28 protein-coding genes and 1 pseudogene are annotated in these 23,558 nt (G+C 72.2%); 14 read left to right on the top strand and 15 right to left on the bottom strand.

All coding sequences use genetic code 11. The features are described from left to right. Positions 1–59: 59 nt before the first annotated feature. Positions 60–308: an SCO4226 family nickel-binding protein gene (locus CCZ36_RS23360; RefSeq protein WP_069738302.1), complete on the top strand. Its 249-nt coding sequence runs from the start codon at positions 60–62 to the stop codon at positions 306–308. A gap of 32 nt (positions 309–340) precedes the next feature. Here the strand turns inward: CCZ36_RS23360 and CCZ36_RS23355 are convergent, their stop codons facing one another. From CCZ36_RS23355 to CCZ36_RS23330, 6 genes are all read right to left on the bottom strand, one after another. Continuing rightward, positions 341–1,330 carry a hypothetical protein gene (locus CCZ36_RS23355; RefSeq protein ID WP_128818492.1) on the bottom strand — a complete coding sequence of 330 codons (990 nt, stop codon included), beginning with the start codon at positions 1,328–1,330 and terminating at the stop codon, positions 341–343. Beyond that, the gene (locus CCZ36_RS23350; RefSeq protein ID WP_128818491.1) at positions 1,320–2,582 is read right to left on the bottom strand and encodes a hypothetical protein; all 1,263 of its coding nucleotides are present in this window, start codon (positions 2,580–2,582) and stop codon (positions 1,320–1,322) included. Before CCZ36_RS23350 ends, CCZ36_RS23355 begins: the two co-directional genes overlap by 11 nt. 111 nt (positions 2,583–2,693) lie before the next feature. Then, entirely contained in the window at positions 2,694–3,794 is a 1,101-nt protein-coding gene (locus CCZ36_RS23345; protein WP_069738299.1) for an SPFH domain-containing protein, read from the bottom strand. A 93-nt stretch (positions 3,795–3,887) separates the two neighbouring features. Then, on the bottom strand, positions 3,888–4,325 hold the full coding sequence (locus CCZ36_RS23340) for an NfeD family protein (protein WP_069738298.1): 438 nt from the start codon (positions 4,323–4,325) through the stop codon (positions 3,888–3,890). Between the two features lie 436 nt (positions 4,326–4,761). Beyond that, entirely contained in the window at positions 4,762–5,286 is a 525-nt protein-coding gene (locus tag CCZ36_RS23335; protein WP_069738297.1) for a flavin reductase family protein, read from the bottom strand. Further along, a complete protein-coding gene (locus CCZ36_RS23330) occupies positions 5,283–6,284 on the bottom strand; it encodes a beta-ketoacyl-ACP synthase 3 (protein ID WP_069738296.1) in 1,002 nt (333 codons plus the stop codon). The genes CCZ36_RS23335 and CCZ36_RS23330 overlap by 4 nt, the downstream gene beginning before the upstream one ends. A 249-nt stretch (positions 6,285–6,533) precedes the next feature. Between CCZ36_RS23330 and CCZ36_RS23325 the strand changes: the two genes are divergently transcribed. Further along, positions 6,534–7,139: a LuxR C-terminal-related transcriptional regulator gene (locus CCZ36_RS23325; RefSeq protein WP_069738295.1), complete on the top strand. Its 606-nt coding sequence runs from the start codon at positions 6,534–6,536 to the stop codon at positions 7,137–7,139. A gap of 19 nt (positions 7,140–7,158) precedes the next feature. Here CCZ36_RS23325 and CCZ36_RS23320 read toward each other — a convergent pair whose 3' ends face one another. Next, positions 7,159–7,632, bottom strand: coding sequence for a MarR family winged helix-turn-helix transcriptional regulator (locus CCZ36_RS23320; RefSeq protein WP_069738294.1), 474 nt, complete (start codon positions 7,630–7,632; stop codon positions 7,159–7,161). Between the two features lie 89 nt (positions 7,633–7,721). Here CCZ36_RS23320 and CCZ36_RS23315 point away from each other — a divergent pair, with 89 nt between their 5' ends. The 5 genes from CCZ36_RS23315 to CCZ36_RS36310 all read left to right on the top strand — a co-directional run bounded on the left by CCZ36_RS23315 (position 7,722) and on the right by CCZ36_RS36310 (position 11,127). Further along, the gene (locus CCZ36_RS23315; RefSeq protein ID WP_069738293.1) at positions 7,722–9,251 is read left to right on the top strand and encodes an MFS transporter; all 1,530 of its coding nucleotides are present in this window, start codon (positions 7,722–7,724) and stop codon (positions 9,249–9,251) included. A 178-nt stretch (positions 9,252–9,429) separates the two neighbouring features. Beyond that, positions 9,430–10,002 (top strand): DUF1579 family protein, encoded by a 573-nt coding sequence (locus CCZ36_RS23310; protein ID WP_128818490.1) that lies wholly within the window; start codon positions 9,430–9,432, stop codon positions 10,000–10,002. A 258-nt stretch (positions 10,003–10,260) separates the two neighbouring features. After that, entirely contained in the window at positions 10,261–10,587 is a 327-nt protein-coding gene (locus tag CCZ36_RS36450; RefSeq protein ID WP_335755817.1) for an AfsR/SARP family transcriptional regulator, read from the top strand. Further along, positions 10,581–10,931, top strand: coding sequence for an AfsR/SARP family transcriptional regulator (locus CCZ36_RS36315; protein WP_250645210.1), 351 nt, complete (start codon positions 10,581–10,583; stop codon positions 10,929–10,931). The genes CCZ36_RS36450 and CCZ36_RS36315 overlap by 7 nt, the downstream gene beginning before the upstream one ends. Positions 10,932–10,941: 10 nt before the next feature. Beyond that, entirely contained in the window at positions 10,942–11,127 is a 186-nt protein-coding gene (locus tag CCZ36_RS36310; RefSeq protein WP_250645209.1) for a BTAD domain-containing putative transcriptional regulator, read from the top strand. 81 nt (positions 11,128–11,208) lie between these two features. Here the strand turns inward: CCZ36_RS36310 and CCZ36_RS37000 are convergent. Beyond that, a pseudogene (locus CCZ36_RS37000) lies at positions 11,209–12,024 on the bottom strand (DUF6081 family protein). A 458-nt stretch (positions 12,025–12,482) separates the two neighbouring features. On the opposite strand from CCZ36_RS37000, the gene CCZ36_RS36995 reads away from it, so the two are divergent. From CCZ36_RS36995 to CCZ36_RS23280, 5 genes are all read left to right on the top strand, one after another. Continuing rightward, a complete protein-coding gene (locus CCZ36_RS36995) occupies positions 12,483–13,403 on the top strand; it encodes a pseudouridine-5'-phosphate glycosidase (protein ID WP_443069817.1) in 921 nt (306 codons plus the stop codon). Beyond that, positions 13,400–14,077, top strand: coding sequence for an HAD family hydrolase (locus CCZ36_RS23295; protein ID WP_069738289.1), 678 nt, complete (start codon positions 13,400–13,402; stop codon positions 14,075–14,077). The genes CCZ36_RS36995 and CCZ36_RS23295 overlap by 4 nt, the downstream gene beginning before the upstream one ends. An 80-nt stretch (positions 14,078–14,157) precedes the next feature. Then, positions 14,158–15,237, top strand: a complete 1,080-nt coding sequence (locus tag CCZ36_RS23290; protein ID WP_079134227.1) for a DUF6081 family protein — start codon at positions 14,158–14,160, stop codon at positions 15,235–15,237. Then, a complete protein-coding gene (locus CCZ36_RS23285; protein WP_069738288.1) occupies positions 15,234–15,647 on the top strand; it encodes a lipocalin-like domain-containing protein in 414 nt (137 codons plus the stop codon). The genes CCZ36_RS23290 and CCZ36_RS23285 overlap by 4 nt, the downstream gene beginning before the upstream one ends. Positions 15,648–15,652: 5 nt before the next feature. After that, a complete protein-coding gene (locus tag CCZ36_RS23280) occupies positions 15,653–16,111 on the top strand; it encodes a PPOX class F420-dependent oxidoreductase (RefSeq protein ID WP_234427780.1) in 459 nt (152 codons plus the stop codon). A gap of 108 nt (positions 16,112–16,219) precedes the next feature. Here CCZ36_RS23280 and CCZ36_RS23275 read toward each other — a convergent pair whose 3' ends face one another. Together CCZ36_RS23275 and CCZ36_RS23270 are read right to left on the bottom strand one after the other, a co-directional pair. After that, positions 16,220–17,287: an aldo/keto reductase gene (locus CCZ36_RS23275; RefSeq protein WP_069738287.1), complete on the bottom strand. Its 1,068-nt coding sequence runs from the start codon at positions 17,285–17,287 to the stop codon at positions 16,220–16,222. 3 nt (positions 17,288–17,290) lie between these two features. Continuing rightward, positions 17,291–17,959 carry a nitroreductase family deazaflavin-dependent oxidoreductase gene (locus CCZ36_RS23270; RefSeq protein WP_128818489.1) on the bottom strand — a complete coding sequence of 223 codons (669 nt, stop codon included), beginning with the start codon at positions 17,957–17,959 and terminating at the stop codon, positions 17,291–17,293. On the opposite strand from CCZ36_RS23270, the gene CCZ36_RS23265 reads away from it, so the two are divergent. Both CCZ36_RS23265 and CCZ36_RS23260 read left to right on the top strand, forming a co-directional pair. Further along, positions 17,958–18,542, top strand: coding sequence for a TetR/AcrR family transcriptional regulator (locus tag CCZ36_RS23265; RefSeq protein WP_128818488.1), 585 nt, complete (start codon positions 17,958–17,960; stop codon positions 18,540–18,542). The two genes, CCZ36_RS23270 and CCZ36_RS23265, sit on opposite strands and share 2 nt — an antisense overlap. A 134-nt stretch (positions 18,543–18,676) precedes the next feature. Next, a complete protein-coding gene (locus CCZ36_RS23260) occupies positions 18,677–19,825 on the top strand; it encodes a hydrolase (RefSeq protein ID WP_128818487.1) in 1,149 nt (382 codons plus the stop codon). On the opposite strand, the gene CCZ36_RS23255 is transcribed toward CCZ36_RS23260, so the two are convergent. From CCZ36_RS23255 to CCZ36_RS23235, 5 genes are read right to left on the bottom strand one after another with little or no spacing between them, the layout of a single operon-like run. Continuing rightward, on the bottom strand, positions 19,768–20,484 hold the full coding sequence (locus CCZ36_RS23255) for a 4'-phosphopantetheinyl transferase family protein (RefSeq protein WP_128818486.1): 717 nt from the start codon (positions 20,482–20,484) through the stop codon (positions 19,768–19,770). The genes CCZ36_RS23260 and CCZ36_RS23255 overlap by 58 nt on opposite strands. After that, positions 20,477–21,427, bottom strand: a complete 951-nt coding sequence (locus tag CCZ36_RS23250) for an MBL fold metallo-hydrolase (RefSeq protein ID WP_069739080.1) — start codon at positions 21,425–21,427, stop codon at positions 20,477–20,479. Before CCZ36_RS23250 ends, CCZ36_RS23255 begins: the two co-directional genes overlap by 8 nt. Beyond that, on the bottom strand, positions 21,424–22,413 hold the full coding sequence (locus CCZ36_RS23245) for an aromatase/cyclase (protein WP_234427781.1): 990 nt from the start codon (positions 22,411–22,413) through the stop codon (positions 21,424–21,426). The genes CCZ36_RS23250 and CCZ36_RS23245 overlap by 4 nt, the downstream gene beginning before the upstream one ends. Before the next feature lie 48 nt (positions 22,414–22,461). Continuing rightward, positions 22,462–23,256, bottom strand: a complete 795-nt coding sequence (locus CCZ36_RS23240) for an SDR family NAD(P)-dependent oxidoreductase (protein WP_128818485.1) — start codon at positions 23,254–23,256, stop codon at positions 22,462–22,464. Positions 23,257–23,273: 17 nt separating this feature from the next. Then, complete coding sequence (locus CCZ36_RS23235; RefSeq protein ID WP_069739082.1) at positions 23,274–23,531, bottom strand: acyl carrier protein; 258 nt, start codon at positions 23,529–23,531, stop codon at positions 23,274–23,276. Positions 23,532–23,558: the final 27 nt, after the last annotated feature.

Here is a 23,558-nt window from a genome sequence, read left to right as displayed (position 1 = left end):
GCCCGGCGACGGGTGCAGCATGGAAAAGAGACGACCGAACATCCGGAGGTGTTGAAGCCATGACCATGTACATGGATGTCCACCGGGGCATGAAGGGCATCACGTCCGCCGACCTGAAGGAAGCACACGCGGCCGATCTGGCGATCGAGAAGGAGGAGGGCGTCCACTTCGAACGCGCCTGGGCGGACCCGGAATCGGGCACGGTCTACTGCCTGTCCACAGCCCCCTCCGCCGACGCCGTCCAGCACATCCACGAACGCGCGGGCCATCCTGCGGACGAGATCCACGCGGTGCCGCTGATGGTGTGACCGCGGTCGGCGGCAGGGCGCCGCGTGCCGCCTCAACCCTTGGGGCAGGGCGGCACCTTGCCGCTGCGCCGGTCGCGGGCGTAGTCCGCACCGGTCTGCTCGTACCAGCTGTGCGGCGGAGGCGGGCCCGAGGGCAGGCAGTCGAAGGACGGGAAGTAGACCTTCCGATAGCCGGACGCGTCGGTCATGCGCGCGGTCAGCTCGAAGGGCTTGCCCCCGGGGCCGTTGATCGTCATCTCCGCGGTTCCGCCGCCGACTTCGTAGTGCACCCGGTACCGCCAGCGGCAGTAGCCCGTCGAGGCGGTCGCACGGACGATGAAGGCCTCGGTCTCGTTCTGGTTCAACGTGATGTGCTTGGCCTGGGGGCCGGTGAAGAACGGCTCGGCGTCCTTGCCGTCCTTGCCTGAGATCTTCAGGCGCGGGCGCGGGGCGTCCACCTCCAGCTCCAGCGGGATGACGTCCATGACCCCCTGCGAGGGGAAATGCGCCAGACTGCCGCCGAGCGGCTTCTCGCATCTCCCTCCCTCCAGCACGGGCACGATGTCGGTGATACGGACCTGCTGGGCGGCCCTGCCCTGCACGGTGATCATCCACTCCGCGTTCCCGGCGTCGACGGCTTTCCGGCCCTTGCGCCAGGGGCCGCCCGACGAGATCTCCTCGATGATCTTCCGGTCCGCCGCGCTCCCGGCATCCTCCGCGCCGCGCACCACGTAGTACCCGATGTCCTTGACGTCCTTGACCTCCACCACGTCGATGGCGTTCTGCGGTGAGAGCCGGTCCGGCACCCGGTCCAGCGGCAGGATCGTCTTCACCGATGCGGTCAGGACGTCCTGGAACGTCACGGTCACCACAGCCAGCAGGATGCCCAGCAGCCAGGTGGTCGGGCTCTGCACGAACCGCATCCGGCCCGTCGTCCCCTCGTCCTCCTCCTCGGGGCGCCGCGGGCGCTGCCCGCTCCCCCGGCGTACGCTCGCCCGGGTGAGCGCACCCGTCCTGCGGGTCCCCCGCCGGTCAGCCACCATGGGACGATCGCTCCTCGCGCTCAGGGACCGGCTGGTCCTCGTACTCGCCGGCGCGCGGGGCCACGGAGGCCGCCCGGCGCCGCGTCATCAGCACCGTCGCGCCCAGGAGCGCGAGCCCCGTGGCCCACCCACAGGCCGCACCGAAACGGACGGCGTCGCCGAGGGCCACCCCCAGTCCTTCGGCCGCCGCCCCGCTTCCGCCGCGCGGGGCGAACCATCGCGTCAGCCGGCCGTCCACGAGCGCGGCGGCGACGGCCGCCAGGACCGTGGCGTACCAGCCCTTCAGCGCCAGATCGGCAAGGGCCGCCGGGCGCCACCGCCGTACCCCCGCCGCACGCCGCGCCAGTGAGCGGAGCGCCACCGCCAGCACCAGGAGGAAGACGGCGCAGACCACCAGGGTCGCGGCCCAGCCGCCGACCAGCTCGGTCCTGAGCGGGCGCAGGCGCAGCGCCGGGTAGAGGACGCCGCTCCACTCCTCGACGGTGGCCGGCGGCCGGTAGTTCTCCCACAGATCCGGATCGAAGGTGACCGAGGCGTCCGGGGAACCCGGGGCTCCCTGCGACAGATGCCGGACGCGGGTGTGGCGAAGGACCGGCCCTCCGGCAACGGCCAGCAGCACGGCCGGGATCAGCCCGGCGCTGAGGAGGTGGCGCCGGACCCGGGAGGAGACCGGCGACGAGCCGGGCTCCTCGCCGTACCCCCTGCTCTTCACGTCCTCGGCGGTGCCGAGGTGGGTCCGCAGGGGCTGCCAGTCCCGGTACCGCCACACCAGGAGCCAGAGAATCACCGGCAGCCACACCATGAGCAGCACGAACTGGGCTGCCGCGCCCGGAACTTCACCCAGCTGGGCCCGGACGACCCAGTCACCGTAGGCGGGCACGGCGGTGACGGCGTCCGGGTCCAGGACGGGGCCGATGAGCGTCGCCACCCCCGCGACGAGCAGCGAGGCTCCGGTCAGGGCGAGGACGGTCCTGACCCTCGGCCGGAGGCCGGCGCTTCCGCGGAGTACGCCATAGGCGAGCAGGCCGCTCAGCAGCAGGAAGACGACCTGCGGCAGCCATCCCCGCACCTGGTCCAGGTCGCGGACCGCGAAGCCTTCGAGGGAGAGACCCAGCAGGCGGACCTCGCCCACGGTCGCCTCGGGCTCCACGAGCTCGGAGACGTGCCGCTTCATCGAGTCGAGGAAGAACAGGACCGTCGCCTGACTCCACACGCCGTAGGCGGCCAGCACCATGGACAGGCGGCGATTCACCGTCGTATTCCCCCGAGTCGCCTGTTCCGTAGGTGAGTTGCGCAGCCAGTCTGCCGTACGGGCGCGGCCGCACCAAGGCGATTACGTCAGGAGAACTTCAGCGGAGGTGGCCTACCCCCGCCCCGGCAGCCGGGTCTCGCCCGCGGCCTCCGCCTCGGCCTTGGCGTCGCTCACCGCGGCGGCGGCCTGCTTCGCGGCCTCGTCGGCGGCGGCGACGGCGTCCAGCGCGAGGGTCGAGTTGGGCTCGATCTCCGGCGCGCCGACGTCGTCCTTGTCGCTGTCGGCGACATCGGCCGCCGCGGCGTCCCCGCGTTCCGCGGACACCGACGTCCCCGCCCCGCCCGACTGGTCGCCGAACGCGGTGGTGACGGTACGGATCGCCTCGGTCAGCTCGCCCGGGATCACCCAGAAGGTGTTGTTGTCGCTCTGCGCCAGATGCGGGAGCGTCTCCAGATACTTGTACGCCAGGACCTTCGCGTCGGCGTTGTTGCGGTGAACGGCCTGGAAGACGAGCTCCACGGCCTTCGACTCGCCGTCCGCCCGCAGGATCATGGCCTGCTGCGTGCCCTGGGCCTCCAGGATGTCCTTCTGTTTCGTCCCCTCCGCGGTGAGGATCTTGGCCTGCCGCTCACCTTCGGCGTGCAGGATGGCCGCGCGCTTGTCCCGCTCGGCCCGCATCTGCTTCTCCATCGCCTCTTTGATGGTGTTCGGCGGGTCGATGGCCTTGATCTCGACCCGGTTGACCCGGATCCCCCATTTCCCGGTCGCGTCGTCGAGCACGGCACGGAGCCGGGCGTTGATCTCCTCGCGCGAGGTGAGCGTCCCCTCCAGGTCCATGGAGCCGATGACGTTCCGCAGGGTGGTCACGGTGAGCTGGTCGATGGCCTGCAGATAGTCGGCGACCTCATAGGCGGCGGCCCGCGGGTCGGTGATCTGGTAGTAGAGAACGGTGTCGATGTTGACCACGAGGTTGTCCTCGGTGATCACCGGTTTGGGGTCGGAGGAGTACACCTGCTCACGGACGTCGAGCTTGGTGTTGACGCGGTCCGCCACCGGAAGGACGAAGTTCAGGCCGGGCTGGAGGGTTCTGCGGTACCGGCCGAACCGCTCGATGTTGTAGCGGCGCGCCTGCGGAACGATCCGCACGGTGGCCGCGACGAGGAACACCACCACGAGCGCCGCCACGAGAATCGGTATGACCACCGGGTCCATGCTTCTTCCTCCATCGCTGCTCGCTACGGGCGCGGCGCCAAGGGTCGCGCTACGTGCTCCGCGCCCCCTCTCCGGCGCTACGTGTTCGGTCGGTCACGGAAGGAGCTCACGGGGGTACACGACGGCTGTGGCGCCCTCGATCTCCATGACGTCCACCAGCGCTCCCACCGGGATCACATGGCTTTCGTCGAGGGCGCGGGCGGTCCACTCCTCGCCGGAGAGCTTGATCAGGCCATGGGTCGCGGTGACCTCCTGCACGACCTCCGCGCGCTTGCCGATCAGCGCGTCGCTGCCCTCGTGGATCAGGGGCGACTGGGCCATGTGGCGCAGCGCGACGGGGCGGACGAGGGCGAGGCCGGCCGCCGCCGCCAGTCCGAGCGCCACGAGCTGACCGAGCAGGCCGACGCCCACACCGGCCACGACGGCAGCGACGAGGGCCGCGCCGGCCAGCAGCCCGAAGACCAGCGTCAGCGTGAAGAACTCCGCGGCGCCGAGCGCCGCGGCGGCGAGTAGCCATGCGAACCACGGCATCGAATCAGCCTCCCCAAGGGGACCTACTCAGGATGTACCCGTTCGGACCCCGGACGGAACCGCCCGGCCTGCCCGATCTACGATCGGGACGCGCCGACCGGGCCGGAAGGCACGCCCGGGGCACGCCGAAACGTCGGGGGAACGGAACGGAACGCGGTGGGTACGGGGGCGGCGCGCATGGTTTCCGTACGCGCTGGCGGGCGGTGTGCTCGCGCTGGTCGTGGCCGGCACGGCGGGATGGTTCCGGGCCGACCGGGCTCAGCAGCGCGCCGACCATCTGCGTCAGCTGGACCGGTCGTGCGCGGGGCTGCTGCCGGGTGAGCGGTTGCGCGGCTTCGTGCCGGCGGACGGTGCGGGCCACCGCTTCGGCGGCGCGGCACGGGTGCCCGGTGGGCTGAGGGGGCGCCGGGGGGCCGCGCCCGGACCGGCGCGGAGGTCAGTTCCCGGGGTGTCTGAGCTGTCTGAAGGCCCGGTCGTGGTAGACGAGGGGCTCTCCCCGGCCGGGCGAGACGTGCCGGACGGCGCCGACGAGGATGATGTGGTCGCCCGCGGGGTAGCGGGCGTGCACCGCGCAGTCCAGCGTCGCGAGGGCGTCCGCCACCGCGGGGAGCAGGTGCGGGGTGGTCACCGTGTTCTCCGCGCGGAACTTCTCCCCGCCGGAGCGGGCGAACCGGGTGGCGAGCGCGCTCTGTTCGTCGCGCAGGAGACTCACGGCGAAGCCCCGGCACTCGGCGAACGCCTGGTAGGAGCTCGACGTCTTCGCGAGGCAGACGAGGACGAGCGGCGGGTCCATGGACACCGAACAGAACGAGGTGGCGGTGAATCCGCGGGGCCGCCCCTCGTCGTCCTCGGTCGTGACGACGACGACTCCTCCGGCGAGTTGGGCCATGGCGGCCCGGAACTCCTCGCCGATGGCCGGGTTTTCGGGGAGGGCCGCGGCCGGGTGGCCGGTCCGGTTCACGGGAGGACCACCACCTGGGCGGCGTAGTTGAGTCCGGCGCCGAAGCCGACGAGGAGCGCCGTGTCGCCGGCCGAGGCCTGCCGGGAGGCGAGCATCGACTCCAGGGCCAGGGGGATGGAGGCCGCCGAGGTGTTGCCGCTGTGCGCCACGTCGCGGGCCACCGCGGTCGTCCCGGTCAGGCCGAGTCGCTCGGTCAGCAGGTCGATCATCCGGAGGTTGGCCTGGTGCGGTACGAAGGCGTCGAGCGCCGCGGGCTCCGTACCCGCCTCGTCGAGTGCCCGCGCGGCGGCCGGGGCCACCTCGTCCATGGCCCAGCGGAAGACCCGGCGCCCGTCCATCCGCATCCATGGCCGTTCCGCCGGGCCCGGGCCGGGCGCGGCGCCCCAGGGCGCGGTCATGCGGAGCGCTTCGGCGTGGGCGCCGTCCGCCCGTCGGACGACGGGGCCGATCCCCGGCGCGGCGGCGTCGCCGACGACCGCGGCGCCCGCACCGTCGGCGAAGAGGAAGGAGATGGTCCGGTCGGTGGGCTCCACGATGTCCGTCATGCGCTCGGCTCCGATGACCAGGACCCGTCGCGCGCTGCCGGCCCGGACCGCGTCGGAGGCGATGGCGAGGGCGTGGCAGAAGCCCGCGCAGGCGGCGGAGAGGTCGACGGCCGCGGCGCCGCGTGCGCCGAGCTCGTACGCCACGCGGACGGAGAGCGGCGGGGTCTGCACCAGGTTGGACATGCTGGCCACCAGGATCAGGTCGATCTCGCCGGGTGGCGTCCCGGCCTGGGCCAGGGCTTTCTCGGCCGCCGCGGTGGCCATCATCGGCAAGGTCTCGTCCGGGCCGGCGAACCGCCGCTCGACGATGCCGCTGCGGGTCTCGATCCACTCCTCGGTGGAGTCGATGAGCCGGCAGATCTCCGCGTTGCCGACCACCCGGTGCGGCCGGTAGCCGCCGATGCCGAGCAGTGCGCTGTGGCGGGACCCGGCGGTCCGGACCGTCCATGTCATAGCCGTCTCCCTCTCTGTCGGCTGCGGCGTCCTGCATCCGGACGCGAGCCTCGTCCAGCGTCGGGGCGAGTGGTGGAGAAGTCCTCGAACGCGGCTCAGGACACGACGGGAGGGGCGTGGCCGCGGTGCCGGCCCCGGCTGCCCCACGCGGGCCGGGGCGGAGGTTCACCTGTCACGAGTGATCACAACTCCCGCGAGCGGAAGATGGCTTGGACGTACACTTGCCCTCTCCGGGGGAGGGGGCGGTTCATGATCCGGCTGATCATCACCGAAGAGAGACCCATGCTGCGCGGAGCCTTGGTGGCCCTGTTGCAGATGGAGCCGGACTTCCATGTCGTGGCTGAGGTGGGCGACTGGGACGGTCTCCTGTCCGACGCCCTGGAGCTCCGCCCCGACATCGTGGTCGTCGACATCGATCTGCCCGGCCCGGACGGCGTGACGGCCCTGGCGAAACTGCGCTCCTGCCTCCCCTCGTGCCGGCTGCTGCTCATCGCCGATCCCGCCACCACGGCTACGCTGAGCCGGGCGCTGGCCGACCGCGTCGACGGGTATCTGCTCAAGGACGCGCTGCCGAGCGATCTGACCGAGGCGATCCGCAAAGTGGCGGCCGGGCAGCGGGTCATCGATCCACGGCTCACGCTGTCGCCCCGGGAAGGGCCCGAACCCCGGCTGACCCCGCGCGAGGTGTCGGTGCTGCGTCTCACGGCCGTGGGCGAGGACGTCCAGACCGTCGCGCAGGAGCTGCACCTGAGCGCCGGGACGGTCCGCAACTACCTGACGGCGATCGTCCGGAAGCTCGGTGCGCGCAACCGGGTGGACGCGGTGCGCATCGCGCGGGAGCACGGCCTCATCTGACGGCGCGTCCGACCGGCCCCTACTCCTGACCGGCGTCGAGCTCCCGCTCGTACACCCGGAGGGTCTCGACGAAGGTACGCCGCTCGGCGGGGCTCAGCGGCTCCAGGGCGGCCCGCCATGCCCGTACGCCGTTCTCCAGCCAGCGGCGCACCGCTTGCAGGTGGCCGTCGGCGATGCCGACGATCTTGCGGCGCCGGTCGGACGGATCGTCGTCGCGGTCCACCACCCCGTACCGGTTCAGCTCCCCCACGAGCAGGCTGACGGTGGCCGGGGCGACCTCCAACCGGGTCGCCAGCTCGTTCACCGCGAGCGGCCCGTCGAAGAACAGGTAGGCCAGCAGCGACAGATGACGGGGCGCCAGATTGAACTTCTCCAGCTCCTTCGGCACCGGCGTGCGCTTGGTGCGGGCGACCACCCGAGGCATCAGGAGCAGCAGCGTGCGCACGCCGTCGTCCACGGTGGGCTCGTCCACCGCCCCGCCGTCGCTTGACATGCCACACCCCCAGCAATAGCTTTGCTTTGAAAGCAAAGCCATTCGCTCTGCTTCCCATGCTGCCGCCGAGGCTACCGGAGGGCCGACTCATGACGGTGGAAAAACTGGCCGACGCACCACCACCGCCGCAGTACAGCCCCAAGCGCTGGGCGACGCTCGCGGTGACCCTGTTCGCCGTGTTCATGGACATGGTGGACAACACGGTCCTCAACGTCGCGCTGCCCGCGGTCCAGCGTGACCTGGACGCCACGTCCGCGCAGCTGGAGTGGTCGGTGGCGGGGTACACGCTCGCCTTCGCGGCCGCGATGATCACCGGTGCCCGCCTCGGCGACCAGCTCGGACGCCGCCGGATCTATCTGATCGGGCTCGGCGGCTTCGTCGTCACCTCGGCCCTGGCCGGCGCCGCCGTGAACATGGAGATGCTCATCGCCTCCCGCATTCTCCAGGGTGCCGCGGCCGCCATGATGGTGCCCCAGGTCCTCGCGATGCTCCAGGTCGACTTCCCCAAGTCCGAGCGCCCCCAGGCGATGTCGATGTACGGCATGTCGCTCGCCCTCGGCGGCATCGGCGGCCCGCTGCTCGGCGGCGTACTGCTACAGGCCGACCTCTTCGGCCTCGGCTGGCGCCCGCTGTTCTTCATCAACGTGCCCGTCGGACTGATCGCCCTCGTCGCCGCCTACTACCTCACCCGTGAATCCCGTGCCGACTCCCGGGAGACCTTCGACGTCCGCGGCACCCTGCTCGCCACGATCGCCCTGGTCAGCCTCCTCTACCCGCTGATCCAGGGGCGGGAGCTGGGGTGGCCCTGGTGGACCTTCGCCCTGATGGTCGCCTGCCCCGTCCTGCTGTGGCTGTTCGCCCGTTACGAGCGCCGGGTCGCCGACCGCGGCGAGTCCCCGATCATCGACCCCGATCTGCTGCGCCACCGCAGCTCCCTGGGCGGACTGCTCGTCGCCGTCCTGTTCTTCTGCGGCATGGCCTACCAGGTCGTGATGACCGTCCACCTCCAGACCGCCGAGGGCTACTCCCCACTGCGTACGGCGGTCGCGCTGGCCACCTTCACGGTGGGCGTGGGCATCGGTTCGGCCTTCGCCCCCAAGCTGATGCCGCTCGGCCGCCGGGTGGTGCTGATGGGCTGCGCGGTCATCGCCGTGGGCATGAGCATCGTGGCGTGGACCGTGAACCGCTACTCGGGCGGACTGGAGTGGTGGCACCTGGTGCCCGGCATGGTCATCTCCGGTATCGGTCTCGCCATGGTCGCCGGAACCCTCCTGACCATCGTGCTGGCCAAGATGCCGCGGTCCGCGTCGGGCGCCGCCTCCTCGCTGATCAACACGTCCATCCAGCTCGGCGCCGCCACCGGCGTGGCCATCGTGGGCACCGTCTACTTCACGCTGCTGGAGGACCGGCACTCCCCCGTCGACTCGGCGGTGACCGGTCTGCTGACCGTGGTCGGCCTCTACGTCCTGGCCGGACTGCTCGCCCTCGTCCTGCCCCCGGGCCGGGTCGACGTGAACGAGGTGGAGCCCGACGAGGACGAGGGCACACCCGGTGACGACGGTCCCGCCCCCGGCGCCACGGTGGCCGTCGGCACCACGACGGCCCAGGGCGCCCCGTAAGCACACGACGCCCCGGGGCCCCTGAGCCCCCTTCCACCGATGCCCCGCCGCGAGCGCTCGCGGCGGGGCATCACTCCGTCCGGTCACGACCCTCCCACCGCCGTCCCGCCACCCCTCTCCAGTACGACGGCCGACAGTGAGCGCACATCGCCTTCCCCGGAAGAGAGGACGTGCCCTCATGACCACCGCACCCGCCCACCGGTCCCGGTTCCGCTCGCTCGCGGCCCTCGCCGGCGCGCTCGCACTCGTCGCCTCCGGTTCCACGACCGCCCAGGGGCTGCAGTCCGACCCCGGAAGCGGAGGAACGGGAGCCGGTCCCGCCCCCGGGCTCGCCTTCCTGCTCGGTGACTTCAGATGCGCTTACACCGATTTCACCCTCGCCGAGCCGGTCACGGTGAACGTCGACTGGAACACGGAGGAGACACTGGGCGGCGCGTTCTACGAAATGCACTTGACCGGCGCCACCCCTCCCTTCGAGGGGCGCTGGGTGTTCGGCCGCAACGCAGTCGACGACACCTTTGTCTCGTTCTACTGGGACACCTGGGGAAATACCGGAACCGCGACATCGGAGGGCTGGAACAGAAACGGCACGCTCCGCTTCAAGGGACCTTACGTGACCCCGGCGGGGCACCTGGCGAGCAAGGACGAGTTCCGCATAGTCGACGCCGACCGGTTCACCGACGACGCTTTCGTCAAGTTTCCCGGAGGGCAATGGAAGGCCATCAGCCACGTGGACTGCCGACGGAACTGAACCGGACGGAACGCGATCAGGACACCAGCGCAAGCCCCGTTCCATATGGTGGGACGGGGCTTCGTCACATCCACGCCCATCCCGTGAAGAATGCACGTAACGTCGAACGCATGCCCTCTCCAGATCGTGGCGCAATTCACACCCGTCCACCCGTATGACGTCGCCGTCTCTGATTTGTTAATTTTCAACTTGGCTTGATTCGGACCATCCACCGGCCGAGCGTGATGAATTCATGGGCACTTTCATGACGGATTCACTGTGCAGTTTCAGCCTCCTCTGCAAGGCTCCCGATTACATTTCCGAACAGGGGGCTTGGTTGTGGAAATCGAAGTACTGGGACCGCTCGATGTGCGCCTCGACGGAACATCAGTCGTCCCGAGCGCCGGAAAACCCCGGCAGATCCTGGCTCTTCTCGCGCTGAGGGCGGGACGGATCGTTCCCGTGCCGGTCCTGATGGAGGAGATCTGGGGTGATCGGATACCTCGCAGCGCACAGACGACGCTCCAGACCTACATCCTCCAGCTCCGCCGCAGAATCAGCGCCGCGCGCCCGGACTCCGCCGGCCCACGGCCAAGGACGTGTTGACGACGCGGTTCGGCGGATACCAGCTGAGCGAGCCGGTACTCAGCAGCGACGTCATCGACTTCCAGCGGCTGACGGCCGAGGGAAGCACGGCGCTGGAGCGGGGGGACGCCGAGCGCGCGTCCGAACTGCTCGGACGCGCGCTCGGCCTGGGGCAGGGCCCGGCGCTCGTCGACGTGCCGACGGGACCTCTCCTGGACACCGAGATCCTGGGCATCGAGGAGGGCCGGGCCCGGGCGCTCGAACTACGGGTGGAGGCCGACCTGCGGCTCGGCCGGCACGCCGACCTCATCGGCGAGCTGCGGATGCCCGGCACCCGCTGCACGAGAGCTTCCACGCCCAGTTGATGATCGCGCTGTGCCGGTCGGGGCACAACTGGCGGCGCTGGAGGTCTACCAGCAGCTGCGGGCCACGCTCGTCGGCGAACTGGGCGTCGAGCCGTCCGGCCGTATCCAACGGCTGCACCAGGAGGTGCTGAACGAGGGCCAGGGCCGGCTCTCCGACGCCTCCTCCTCGCCGGAACTCCTGCTCAGGGCAGGCTGACCGGCACCGGATCACGACGCAGGGCCGGGCGCCCTGGCCGAGCCCGGAACTCCTGCTCAGGGCAGGCTGACCGGCACCGGATCAGGCGATGGAGCGGGCCCGGGAGGGCCCGCTCCATCGCCGTGCGGTGCGGACGCGGTCAGGGCCGGGACGACGACCCTGGTCGCGTCGAGCCGCATCCGGGCGCCCTGGCCGAAGAGCCGGTTCTCGACCCGGCTCTCCGGGTCGATGAACTTCTGCTCGACGGGCTCGCCGACCCGGGACCGTAGTAGAAGTCCTCCCTGTCCTTACAGCCTGACCAGCGCCGTGCCGTCGGCCGGCGCCGGCTTCGCACCGTCCAGCAGACTGCCAGCGCCATCCCGCAGCTGATCTGCTTAGCGTCAGCCGCTCCTCGGTCCCGCCGTGGTCCAGCGTCATGTACTTGCGGTCGAAGACGCGGGTGCCGATCTTGTCGGTACGCAGCTTCAGCGCCCCGTCCACGTACCAGCCGACGCGCTTGCCGCCCTGGTCGATGGCACCTCCAGATCATGCATCTCGCGGGCGCGGTCCTGGCGACCGGGATCGCGTAGCGTACGCCGCGTAGTCCCCGTCCCGGTCTCGCTCGGCAGCCGTCGTAGATGGCGTCACGGTGTCGTTGGTGACCGAGAAGTCGGCGATCGCCCGGGACTCGAAGTCCGCCGTGATCAGCGCTATGGAGGCCAGCCGGATGTCGGACGCGGGGTTCGACACGGTGCGCCCGAACGGGTTCTCGGTGCCGTAGGTCCGGCCGCCACCGGTGCTCGCAGCTGATGACCGGTGGCCGGGACTCGAAGCCCGGGGTGCCGTCGGCGGTGTAACGGTTGGGGAAGGCGATCCACTTGATGTGGTCGTCCGCGTCCCGCTGCCCTCCGGCCCCACGCTCCGGGCGTAGGCGGGGTGGACCGGTCCTGGGGTTGACTCCGGTCGGCTTCACATCGAGCACCGCCCGCGGTGGAGATGAGCGTCGCCGTCCGGCCATTCGGCGTCCGAGGACCAGCCAGTTCCCGTTCTCGCCGGCGGAGAACCCGGAACGAAGCCGTCCTGGAACAGGACCGTGGAGCGGGGGTGCCCCGCCTGCGGCGCCGACTGTGCGGTGGCCGGCAGCAGTGCCGTCACCGCGGCCGCCGCCAGTGCGTACGCCAGCTTGCGTCGTGCCGTTCGCCTTGCCACACTACCCCAGTTTTCCGCGTGGTTACCGTCCCACACCGTGACCCCGGCCGCCGGATTTTCCCTGGAGTACCGCTGCGGCGGTGGCTTCGACGGCTGCTCGACCGGCGCTCCAGCGGCGGACCCGATGGTGGCCGGACAGTTCCCGCCCACGTGGAAGGACTCCGGACATGGAACGACAGACCGATCCGCTGCTCGAGGTCAGCGAGGAGATCGCCACCGCCCTGGCGGAGCGCCGTCCGGTGGTGGCTCTGGAGTCGTCGCTCATCACCACCGATCCCTCGTCCGAGACCGCGTCCCTGATCGAGAAGGCCGTACGGGACGCGGGGGCGGTTCCGGCCACCATCGGGATCGCCGGCGGGAAGCTGGTCGTCGGCCTGACCGACACCCTCATCGAGCGGTTCTCGGCCACGAAGGGCATCCCGAAGATCAGCCGCCCGCGACATCGGCGCCGCGCTGGCGGGCGGTGGCCTCGGCGCGACGACGGTGGCGGGCACGATCGTGATCGCCGAGCGGGCCGGTATCCAGGTCTTCACCACGGCGGGTATCGGCGGGGTGCACCGGCGGGGACAGGACACGCTCGACATCTCCCCCGACCTGCTCCAGTTCCGCCGCACCCGGATGACCGTGGTCTGCGGCGGCGCAAGAGCATCCTCGACCACCGGCTGACCGCCGAGTACCTGGAGACCGCGGGCATCCCGGTGTTCGGGTACCGCACCGACAGGCTGCCGGCGTTCGTGGTGCGTGAGGCCGACGTGTCCGTACGGCGGATGGACGATCTGCACACCGCCGCCCGTGCCGCCGAGGCGCACTGGGAGGTCAACGGCCCCGGGACGGTCCTGCTGACCAACCCCATCGACGAGCAGGACGCGGCGGACGAGGACGTGGTCGAGACCGCGATCGCCGACGCCCTCGACCAGTGCGACCGGGACGGGATCGCGGGCAACGCGGTCAGCCCGTACCTGATGAAGGCGCTCGCCAAGGCCTCCGGCGGCATGCTGCCGAAGGCCGGCCGCTCGCTGCTGCTGAGCACGGCCCGGGTCGCCGGGGAGTTCTCCGTGGCCCTGAGCACCGTGCGGGCCGGGCGGTGACCGCCCCCGCGGCGGCACGCGGAGTCGTCCTCGACCTGGACGGAACGCTCGCCGACACCCCCGCGGCGATCGCCGCCATCACCGCCGAGGTGCTGGCGGCGGCGGATGTCGAGGTCTCCCGGCAGGCGATCCTGGCCACGGTCGGACGGCCGCTGCCCGCCTCGCTCGCCACGTTGATGAACCTTCCGGTGGACGACCCGAAGGTCACCGCGGCGGCCGAGGAGTACGGGCGGCGGTTCGGCGCCCATGTGCGGGAGGCCGGGCCCGCGCTGCTGTACCCCGGCGTCCTGGACGGCCTCCGGACGCTGTCCGAGGCCGGGTTCGGGCTGGCGCTGGCGACCTCGAAGGTGGAGAAGGCCGCGCACGCGATCGCGCGGATCACCGGTCTGGACGCCTGGCTGCGGGTCATCGCGGGCGACGACACCGTGGCGCGCGGCAAACCGCATCCGGACATGGCCCTGTACGTCGCCGGGGCGCTCGGCCTGCCCCCCGGGAGGTGTGTCGTCATCGGCGACGGTGTGCCCGACGCCGAGATGGGGCGGGCCGCCGGGATGGGGGTGATCGGCGTTTCCTACGGGGTTTCCGGACCGGACGAGCTGAAGCGGGCCGGGGCCGACACCGTCGTGGACTCCTTCGCCGCGGCGGTCGCCGCCGTACGGGAGGGGCACCGGTGAGCCCTCTGGGCGTACCCGGCGCCGAACGGCCGGACCGTCCGGCCGCGCAACGGAATCCGACGAGGAAAGGGGCGGCTCCCATGCCGCGCAGAACATTCGTCTCCCGGCACGCCCTGCTGCTGGCCGCCGCCGCCCTGGGCACCGTCATGGCGACGCCCGGAACGGCGACCGCCCGACGGGGCGGCCGGGACTACCACCGGGTCTGGGACGACTTCGCGGACGGCTTCCGGGCCGACGGCGACGACGCCCGCTGGTTCCACGTGGCCGGGGGCCCGTACCGGGCCGACGACGGCGTAGTCACCACCCGCCGGGGTCAGCTGTCCGTACGGGCCCGGGGAAGCCACCCGGTGACGGGTGAGCCGGCGTTCACCCAGACCATCCCCGCCGACAACCCGATCGGGATGCCGGGCTCGGGCGACCACGCCAAGTTCATCGCCTACACCAGCCACACGGCGTCCAGCGGGCATCCGGGCTTCGACGCGGAGGACGGCTACGAGCTGCTCTTCGAGACCCGGCTCTCCGGCCGGACGTACGGCACCGCGGGGCACCCCTTCGGTGACGCCGTGGACGACCCGGACGACGATCTGCGCCTCGCCTCCGCGATGATGCTGACCACGGACCCGGAGACCTCCGTCTCCTTCGACTTCGTGGTCACCAACAAGCGGATCTACGCGTGGTACGGCCGGCCGACCTTCATGCGCGGCGAGCTGGGCGACTACGCCTCGTTCGCCCACACGGTGCCGCTCGCCGACCGCGAGCCCGACGACACCCACCGCTTCGGCATCGCCTACGACCGCGCCGCCGGTGTGGTCCGCTGGCTGATCGACGGCCGCGAGGTCTTCCGGGTGGACCGCATCGGATTCCGGCTGGACCGCTCGACCGCGACCCTGGACGAGGGCGGCGAGGAGACGCTGATCAAGCCGCGCCAGCTCAACGCCGGCCTCGGGCTCCTCACCCTGCTCGACGCCTCCTGGCCGACCGGCAAGGGGCTCGTCCGGCTCTCCTCACGGGCTCACTCGACGTACTACCGGCCCTCGGTCGGCGCACCCGCCGAGCAGGTCTTCGTGGACGAGGAGAGCACCGAGGGGGGCCGCCTGTTCGGGCAGGGCGCGTCGTTCCGACTCGGCCCGTACCTGGTCTCCAGCCGGCGTGTGCGATGACCCCCGACGACGTCGTCGGCGTGTGGCGACTCGCCTCGTACACCGAGGTGGACGAGGCCGGCTCGACGGTGGCCGGTCCCCTGGGCGACGCACCGGCGGGGCTGCTGATCTACACCGCGGACGGTCATGTCGCGGTCAGCATGATGAAGACCGGCCGGGGCCCGGCCCTGGAAACGTACATGGGGTACTCCGGGCGGTGGCGGCTGGCCGGTGACGTGATGACGCACACGGTCCTCGTCAGCGCGCATCCGCGGATGGCGGGCACCGAGCAGGTGCGCCGGGTCGCGCTGGAGGGCCCCACGCTGTCGCTCCGGGGCACGGCCGTGACCCCGGTGGGCGGCCGCGCCCCCGAACGCGTCCTGACCTGGCGGCGGGCCGAAGACGATCCCACCCCGAACGAGAAGGAGTAGTAGACGTGCCCAACTACGTGGACGCCCCCGAGGGCTGGTGGCGGGAGTTCATCATGGCGGACCCGCCGAGGACCGCGAAGGCCTCGGTGGTCCGCAAGGACGGCAGCCCGCATGTCGTCCCGGTCGGCGTCATCATGGACGGCGACGACATCATCTACACCTGCCAGAAGGACAGCGTGAAGGGCCGCTCCCTCCAGCGGGACGGCCGGATCGCCATGCTGTGGGACGACGAGCGGCCGCCCTTCTCCTTCGTGCTGGTACGGGGCCGGGCGACGCTCAGCGAGGACGTCGACGAGCTGCGGACCTGGACCGCCCGGATCGGCGGCCGGTACCACGGGCGGGCCCGCGAGGAGGAGTTCTCCGAACGGTTCACGATCCCGAACGGTGTGGTCGTCCGGGTGAAGGCCGAGCACATCGTGGCCAAGGTCAATCTCTCGGAGACCGTCAACGTCAAGAACCCCTGACCGTCCCCCGGCGGCAGGGCAGGGGCGGCGGAGGGGCTTGAAGCCCCTCCGCCGCCCCTGTGTCGTGCGTGTCGTGCTCCGCCCGGTGCCGTGCGGGCCGCCGCCCGGCTACCTCTGCGTCGTGTACTGGTCGTCGGCCGGGACGCGGCGCACGGTGGAGCGCAGGTCGTCGACCTGCTCCCAGCGGTCGCCGTAGATCGCGTTCCGCATCGCGGGGAAACGGAGGAAGTCGTGCGGGAACCCCGGTTCCACCCGGCTGACCTCGTCCAGGCGCGCGAGCCACTCGTCCTCCAGGACCGCCCCGACGGCGGCGAGGCTGTCGGCGAGCTGCTCCTCCTTGGTGGCGCCGAGGATGGGCACCACATTGCCGGGCCGGGAGAGCAGCCAGGCGAGCGCCACCTGCGCGGGGCTGAGGCCCGCCTCCCCCGCGACCCGTACGGTCTCCTCGACGACGTCGTCACCCGGCCCCCTGCCGCCCTGGCCCCAGGCCACGTGGTCGAGCCTGCCGCCCTCGTCGCGGAGGTACTTGCCGGTGAGCCGGCCGTCGGCCAGCGGCCCCCAGGCGAACACCGGAAGGTCGAAGGCGCGTGCCATCGGGAGGAGTTCGCGCTCGACGGTCCGCTCCAGCAGGTTGTACCTGATCTGGAGTCCGGCGAACGGCGACCAGTCGCGAAGCTCCGCCAGGGTGTTGGCCTGCGCCACCTCCCAGGCCGGCCAGTCGGACACTCCGACGTAGAGCACCTTGCCCGCGCGCACCTGGTCGTCGAGGGCGCGCATCACCTCGGGCACCGGCGTGAGGGTGTCCCGGGCGTGCACCCAGAGCACGTCGAGGTGGTCGGTGCCCAGGCGCCGGAGGCTCGCCTCCAGGGAGCGCACCAGGTTCTTGCGGTGGTTGCCCGAGGAGTTCAGGTCGTCGGGGTTCCGCTGCATCGTGTACTTGGTGCTCAGTACGAACCGGTCGCGGCGGCCGGCGAGGAGCCTGCCGAGCGTCGTCTCCGCCGATCCGTCGCCGTACTCGTCGGCGGTGTCGATGAAGTTGCCGCCGGCGTCGGCGTACTGCCCGAGGATCCTCTCGTGGACCGCTCCGGGCAGCTTCCAGTCGTCGCCGAACGTCATGGTGCCCAGCGCCAGCCGCGATATCCGGACTCCGGTCCTGCCGAGCAGCGTGTAGCGCACGGGTCAGTCCCTCCGGCTCAGCAGGACCAGCGGGATCTCCCGCTCGGTCCCGGCCTGGTAGTCGGCGAACGCCTGCACCTCGGCGGACGCCTCGGCGAAGAGGCGGTCGCGCTGCTCGCCGGACGGCACCTCCCGGGCGACGGCGGAGTAGGTCTCGTCACCGGCCTCGACGGTCACCTGCGGGTTGACCTTGATGTTGTGGAACCAGGCGGGGTGGGTGTCCGCTCCGCCGTTGCTGCCGAAGATCAGCAGGCTGCCGTCCGCCTGCCGGAAGTAGAGCGTCGGCACCGTGCGGGCGAGACCGGACTTGGCGCCCCGGGTGGTGAGCAGGATCAGCGCGGCGCCCTCGAAGGGACCTCCGACCTTGCCGCCGTTCTCCCGGAACTGCTGGATGACCTGGAGGTTGTACGCGCCCGGGCATCCTCGGCGGGGGCGGTGGGCGCGGGGTCGAACTGCACTGAAGTCATGGGGACTTCCTCTCCGTCGGGCATGCGCGGAACTGTTCGGCGTAGTGTGCGCCGAGCCTAAGCGGAGAATCTTCCACTTCGCAAGGAACCGCCTCGCGAGCCGCTTGAGCCGCCGAACCGGGGCCTCGTGCACGCCCGGGCCCGGGCGGGGCGGGGCCCGGGCTTCCGGCTCCGTTCTGACGACACCCCCTAAGCTCTCGGCCATGCCCGCAGCTCCCGAACGCGCCGACGCGGCGCGCAACCGTCACCGCATCCTCACCGCCGCGGCCCGCATGGTCGCGGCCGGCGGCGTGGAGCGGCTCGCGCTGGACGACGTGGCGAAGGCCGCCGACGTCGGCGTGGGGACGGTCTACCGGCGCTTCGGCGACCGCGCGGGACTGGTCTTCGCCCTGCTGGAGGAGCAGGACGAACGGTTCCGGGCCCGGGTCACGGCCGGCCCTCCGCCGCTGGGCCCGCACGCGCGCCCGGCGGAGCGGCTCCGCGCCTTCCTCCACGCCCTCGTCGACCTCTCGGTGGACCAGCGGCAGCTGCTGCTGCTCGCCGAGTCGAGCTCGCCCGCCGCGCGCTACCGCAACGCCTCGTATACCTTCCAGCACGCGCACACGAGCGCCCTGGTGGCCGAGTTGCGCCCGGACGCGGACGCGGCGTATCTGGCGGACGCCCTGCTCGCCCCCTTCGCGCCCGGCCTGGTCGACCACCAGGTGCGCGCGGGCGGATTCTCCCCGGAGCGGATCAAGGACGGGCTCGACCAGTTGCTGCTCGGACTGCTGCCGCACCGCGACGGCTGACCCGCCCGGACGGCAGCGCGCGGTACGGCAGGGCGCGGTACGGACTGTCGAGCCGGTCTCCAGCCGCCTTCCAGCGCCCGGCGGAAGCGTGGCGGTGACGGGTGCGCGAGCGCAGGCCGCGCACGAGGCGGTCCATGGGAGGCACGACGATGCTGGACACCGAGGAACTGGCCCGACAGGCCGCCGCATCCGCGCAGCGGGCCGAGGAGGCCCGCACGCTCGACCCCGACGCGGCCAAACTGCTGCTGCACACCGGTTTCGCCCGCCATTTCGTGCCCCGGGCCCACGGCGGTACCGAGGGCACCTTCGCCCAGGTCACGGAGGCCGTGGCCCGGGTGGGCGCGGCCTGCCCCGCCACCGCCTGGTGCGCCTCTCTCGCCGCCAGCCTGGGCCGGATGGCCGCCTATCTGCCCGCCGACGGACAGCGCGAGGTCTGGGAGCAGGGCCCCGACGCCCTGGTCGCGGGCTCGCTGTCCCCCTTCGGCAAGGCCGCTCCCACCGCCGGCGGCCACACGCTGTCCGGTCGCTGGCCCTATGTCAGCGCGGTGGCGTACGCGGACTGGCTGCTGCTCTGCGCCACGCTGCCCGACGGGACCGGGCCCCGGGTCTTCGCGGTACCACGCGCCGCGGTGGACGTGGTGGACACCTGGGACAGTGCCGGGATGCGGGCGACCGGCAGCCACACCGCGGTCGTCGCGGACCTGTTCGTGCCCGGCCACCGGTCCTTCGCCCGCGCCGATCTGCTGACCGGCACCCCCGCCGCCGCCGAAGCCGGCTGTCACACGGTGCCGCTCGAAGCCGTCAACGGCCTGTCCTTCGCGGCGCCGCTGCTGGGCGCGGCCGACGGGGCGCTCGCCAGCTGGACGGCGTACGCGCAGGTCAAGGCCCGCTCGGCGGTGCTGAACCCGAAGGCGCCCGGCCCCAGCCGGGAAGCCCTCGCCGGGGTGCTCGCCCACGCGGCCGGGGAGACGGACGCCGCCCGGCTGCTGCTGGAGAGGTGCGCGCGCGTCGCCGACCTGGGCGTGGAGGTGACGCCGCAGGAGGTCCGGCGCAATCTGCGGGACACGGCTCTGGCCGTGCGGATGCTGGCGTCGGCCGTCAACCGGCTGGTGGCGAACGGCGGGACGACGGGGTTCAGCGAGGACCGGCCGTTGCAGCGGTTCTGGCGGGACGTCAACGCCTCGGCGACGCACATCGCGCTGCAGTTCGACGCGGCGGCGCTGGCCTACGCGGAGGGCCAGCTGTGGACCACGCAGACCAGCAGCCCGCAGGCGGCGCGGTAGCGGCCGGTCAGCACCGGCAGGGCGGGGCCGCCGACCGGCACGGCCGTCAGGGTGCCCGTGCTCCCCGCCCGGCCGGGCCCCGGCCGGGTACGGGGCCGGAACGCGACCCGGGCCGAGCCGAAGCCCAGCGGAGCGGCCGTCAGCGGGTTCCACGCCTTGTAGACCGCCTCCTTGACGCTGAACAGCAGCGTCTCCCAGGGCAGCCCCGCCACCGGGGGCAGCGCGGCGAGGTGCGCCGGCTCCTCGCCGTACGCGATCGCCGCCGCCACCGCGGGCCGCAGAGGCACGGCGCGCTCGGCGTCGATGCCGAGCACGTGGCCCGGGCGGGCCGGAGCGGCCACGGCGGCCCGGTACGCGCCGCTGTGCGTGATGCTGCCCGTGAAGCCGGCCGGCCACAGCGGCTCGCCCCGTCGGCCGCGCCGCAACGGGCCCACCGGGTCGGGGGCGCCGGCCGCGGCGAGTGCCCGGCGGGCGCACCAGCGGGCGGTGGCGAACTCCCGGCGGCGGCGGACCACCGCCGCCGCGCCGGGCTCCGCCGCCTCCATCGGGTGGGGGCGGAGCCCGGCCGGGTCGCCGAGGCAGTCCGCCGCGTGCGCCCGGTCGGGCAGCAGCCCGTCGAACAGGCCGGGCGAGACCGGTGGGGGCGGCCGTTCAGGCATGGGAGCGGGGCAGGACGCCGCCGTTGTACGTCACCATCTCACCGAAGATCCCGATCACGTCCAGCTCCCGGCCGAGGGGCTCACCGGCCAGTTCGGAGTAGGCGCGGTGCAGGTTGGCCACCAGCCGCTCGGGGTCGAGCAGCCCGGCGAACTCCCCCGGCCCGGCCTCGCGGGCGAGCTGGAGCGGGGTGAGCCCGGCGGCCCGGCCCTTCGCCGCGGTCTCCTGGAGCCGGTGGAAGTACGCCTCGGTGTCGGCCAGCGCCTCGGGGCCGCTGACGGGCCCATGGCCGCCGACGACGGTCAGCGGATCCAGTTCGCGCAGCAGCCGCAGGGTGTCGAGGCTGCCCGCGACGGACCCCATCAGGACGAACGGCGTACAGCCGGGCAGGACGACGTCGCCCGCGAACAGCACGCGCTCGCGCGGCAGCCAGACCAGGGTGTCGTTGGTGGTGTGCGCGGGCCCCGGGTGGATCAGCTCGATCACCCGGTCGCCCTGATGCACGGTCAATTGGTGGCGGTACGTCACGTCCGGGAGGACCAGACGGATGTCGCCCCAGTCGACGCCCGGCCACAGGCCGGTCAGCCCGAGGCCGGCCGCGGCCATCTCCGTACGCGTGCGCTCGTGCGCGACGACGACGGTTCCGGGTCCCGCGAGTTCGGCGTTCCCGAAGGTGTGGTCCCCGTGGAAGTGGGTGTTGACGATCATCCGGGGCCGGTCGGGGGTGAGTCCGCGCAGGGCCGCGCGCAGCGCGCGGGCCCGGGCCAGGGTGGCCGCCGTGTCCACGAGGACCGGTCCGCCGCCCCGGCCCGGTTCGAGCAGGATTCCGGCGTTGCTGACGCACCAGCCGCCCTCCGGCTGGATGTAGGCGTACGTCCCGTCGGCCACCTCCTCCAGCCGTCCGGGTGGGCCGGGCGGCGCCCCCGCCGGGATGGCGGTCGTCACCGTCCACCTCCGGTGGAGCCGAGCCGCTCGCTCATCGCGCGCAGGGTGGCCCGGCTGTTCGCACCGATGATGTCGCGGGCCCGCTCCTTCGCCCGGGCGATGGTGGTGCCCGCCCCGAAGACCTCCTCGACGGCCTCGGGGTCGATCGCCACGGTGTGCCGGGCGGTGACCCGGGTGACGTCGGGGCCCCGGGTCACCAGCCACTCCCCGGAGTGGGCCAGCAGCCCACGCGGCGGTGTCGTCTGCTTGTAGACGATGCGCTCCTTGCCGAAGCACAGCCGCACCGACTGGGTGGAGTGGGTGCTGCCGTCGGCGGCCGAGGTCTGCATGTCCATCGTCTGGACCTCGGCGCCCCCCGTCGTGGCGTCGGCGGGGACGGTCTCCAGGTCCACCCCGGCGACGTGCGGCAGGTGGCGGGGCCAGAGATCGGCGCGGTACAGGAAGTCGTGGACGTCGGCCGAGGGGGCGTCGACCGTCCCGTGGTCGCTGAAGGACAGGATCAGCGAGTCCGGTTCCTCGGACCGTTCCGCCCAGGTGCGCAGCGCCGCGATCTCGGCGTTGCTGTTGGCGTCCAGCGCGGCGGCTGTCCGGTCGGCCGCGCCCGGCTCGCCCACCGTGCTCCAGCGGTGGCCGAGCTCCAGCCGGCCGGGCGGGCCGTCCTCGAACGTCCAGTGCCCGGTCATCGACGTCAGCGGGGGCGCCGGATCCTCCTGGGCGAAGTCGATGCGCCGGCCCGCCGGGTCGAGGACCCGGCGCGAGGTCCAGCTGCGCACCTGGAGGCCGACCACCGCCCAGAGCCTGATGCGCTGGATGTCCTCGGTGCGCTCCAGCTCCTGGGACCAGATACAGGGCGCGAAGAGCAGGGGCCAGCGCCCGACGTCCTCGATCAGCCCGTAGGCGCGGTCGGCCGGTGCGGCCAGTTCTGTGACGTGCTCGGCCGAGCGGGTGGGGCTGTCCTCGGTCCTCAGTTGCGTCGTGGTGTCCACGCGGTGCTTCTCCTCAGTCCGGGTGTGTGCCGGGGGCGGGGGCGCGTCTCAGTAGTTGCCGAGGCCGCCGCAGACGTTGATCGCCTGTGCCGTGACCGCCGCGGCCGCGTCCGAGACGAGGTAGGCGACCATCCCGGCGACCTCCTCGGGTTCGGTGTACCGGCCGAGGGGGATCTTGGCGTTGAACCTGTCGAGGACCTCGTCCTCGGTGGTGTCCCAGATCCGGGCGTAGTGCGCGCGCACGTTGCCCGCCATGGGGGTCTCGACGTATCCGGGGCACACGGCGTTGACCGTGATGCCGCTCTTGGCGAGTTCCAGGCCCAGCGCCTTGGTGAACCCGACGACGCCGTGCTTGGACGCCGAGTAGGGTGCGCCGAAGACCACACCCTGCTTGCCGCCCGTCGAGGCGATGCTGATGATCCTGGCGCGCTTCAGTTCCCGCATGCGGCCGGTCGTCAGCACCTGTTTGGTGACCAGGAAGACGCTGTTGAGGTTGGTGTCGATGACGTCGTACCAGAGTTCGTCGGGGACCTCGGCGGTGACGCCGCCCCCGCTGCGTCCGGCGTTGTTGACCAGGATCTCCACCGGTCCGAACCGCTCGACCGCGGCGCCCACGAACTCGCGTACGGCGTCGGCCGATGTGACGTCGCAGGACCGCCCGTCGACGGTGAGCCCGCGTTCCCGGAGCTCCTTGACGGTCTGGGCGAGCGCTTCCCCGTCGCGGGCGCAGAGATAGAGCGGGTGCCCGAGGGCGCCCAGGGACTCGGCGACGGACCGTCCGATACCGCGGGTGGCTCCGGTGACGACGGCGGTGCCCCGGGTGGTGCGCTGTTCCTGCTCCATGGTCCCGGCCCCTCCCATCAGGCGGCCTGCACGGCGGTCCGGGCGACCAGGTCGAGGAACTCACGGGGCGTGGTGATCCCGGTGACCTCCTCGTCGGAGAGGGTGACGCCGTAGCGCTGCTGCACGGCGGCCGCCGTCTCCAGCAGGGCGAGCGAGTCGTAGCCGAGGTCCGTGAAGGCGACGTCCAGGCTCTCGGGGGTCAGGACGACGTCCTCGTCGGCGCCGGCGCACTCGGTGAGCACACCTGCCAGGTCGTGGAGGGTGATGACTGCCATGGGACAACTCCTCGTGTGTGGTGGCGA

Origin of the sequence: Streptomyces sp. S063, assembly GCF_002832675.1 — a bacterium.
Classification (GTDB): Bacteria; Actinomycetota; Actinomycetes; order Streptomycetales; family Streptomycetaceae; genus Streptomyces; species Streptomyces sindenensis.
The sequence above is the reverse complement of the archived record's forward strand: the minus strand, read 5'-3'. Positions and strand labels throughout refer to the sequence as shown.

Excerpts from the sequence above, each read along its gene's own strand:
- CCZ36_RS23265 (WP_128818488.1), top strand. The coding sequence starts at position 17,958 with ATGCCCGCAGCTCCCGAACGCGCCGACGCGGCGCGCAACCGTCACCGC.
- CCZ36_RS23255 (WP_128818486.1), bottom strand. The coding sequence starts at position 20,484 with ATGCCTGAACGGCCGCCCCCACCGGTCTCGCCCGGCCTGTTCGACGGG.
- CCZ36_RS23270 (WP_128818489.1), bottom strand. The coding sequence starts at position 17,959 with ATGGCCGAGAGCTTAGGGGGTGTCGTCAGAACGGAGCCGGAAGCCCGG.
- CCZ36_RS23330 (WP_069738296.1), bottom strand. The coding sequence starts at position 6,284 with ATGACATGGACGGTCCGGACCGCCGGGTCCCGCCACAGCGCACTGCTC.
- CCZ36_RS23355 (WP_128818492.1), bottom strand. The coding sequence starts at position 1,330 with ATGGTGGCTGACCGGCGGGGGACCCGCAGGACGGGTGCGCTCACCCGG.
- CCZ36_RS23340 (WP_069738298.1), bottom strand. The coding sequence starts at position 4,325 with ATGCCGTGGTTCGCATGGCTACTCGCCGCCGCGGCGCTCGGCGCCGCG.
- CCZ36_RS23235 (WP_069739082.1), bottom strand. The coding sequence starts at position 23,531 with ATGGCAGTCATCACCCTCCACGACCTGGCAGGTGTGCTCACCGAGTGC.
- CCZ36_RS23260 (WP_128818487.1), top strand. The coding sequence starts at position 18,677 with ATGGGAGGCACGACGATGCTGGACACCGAGGAACTGGCCCGACAGGCC.
- CCZ36_RS23325 (WP_069738295.1), top strand. The coding sequence starts at position 6,534 with ATGATCCGGCTGATCATCACCGAAGAGAGACCCATGCTGCGCGGAGCC.
- CCZ36_RS23285 (WP_069738288.1), top strand. The coding sequence starts at position 15,234 with ATGACCCCCGACGACGTCGTCGGCGTGTGGCGACTCGCCTCGTACACC.
- CCZ36_RS23315 (WP_069738293.1), top strand. The coding sequence starts at position 7,722 with ATGACGGTGGAAAAACTGGCCGACGCACCACCACCGCCGCAGTACAGC.
- CCZ36_RS23240 (WP_128818485.1), bottom strand. The coding sequence starts at position 23,256 with ATGGAGCAGGAACAGCGCACCACCCGGGGCACCGCCGTCGTCACCGGA.
- CCZ36_RS23290 (WP_079134227.1), top strand. The coding sequence starts at position 14,158 with ATGCCGCGCAGAACATTCGTCTCCCGGCACGCCCTGCTGCTGGCCGCC.
- CCZ36_RS23345 (WP_069738299.1), bottom strand. The coding sequence starts at position 3,794 with ATGGACCCGGTGGTCATACCGATTCTCGTGGCGGCGCTCGTGGTGGTG.
- CCZ36_RS23360 (WP_069738302.1), top strand. The coding sequence starts at position 60 with ATGACCATGTACATGGATGTCCACCGGGGCATGAAGGGCATCACGTCC.
- CCZ36_RS36995 (WP_443069817.1), top strand. The coding sequence starts at position 12,483 with ATGGAACGACAGACCGATCCGCTGCTCGAGGTCAGCGAGGAGATCGCC.
- CCZ36_RS23310 (WP_128818490.1), top strand. The coding sequence starts at position 9,430 with ATGACCACCGCACCCGCCCACCGGTCCCGGTTCCGCTCGCTCGCGGCC.
- CCZ36_RS23320 (WP_069738294.1), bottom strand. The coding sequence starts at position 7,632 with ATGTCAAGCGACGGCGGGGCGGTGGACGAGCCCACCGTGGACGACGGC.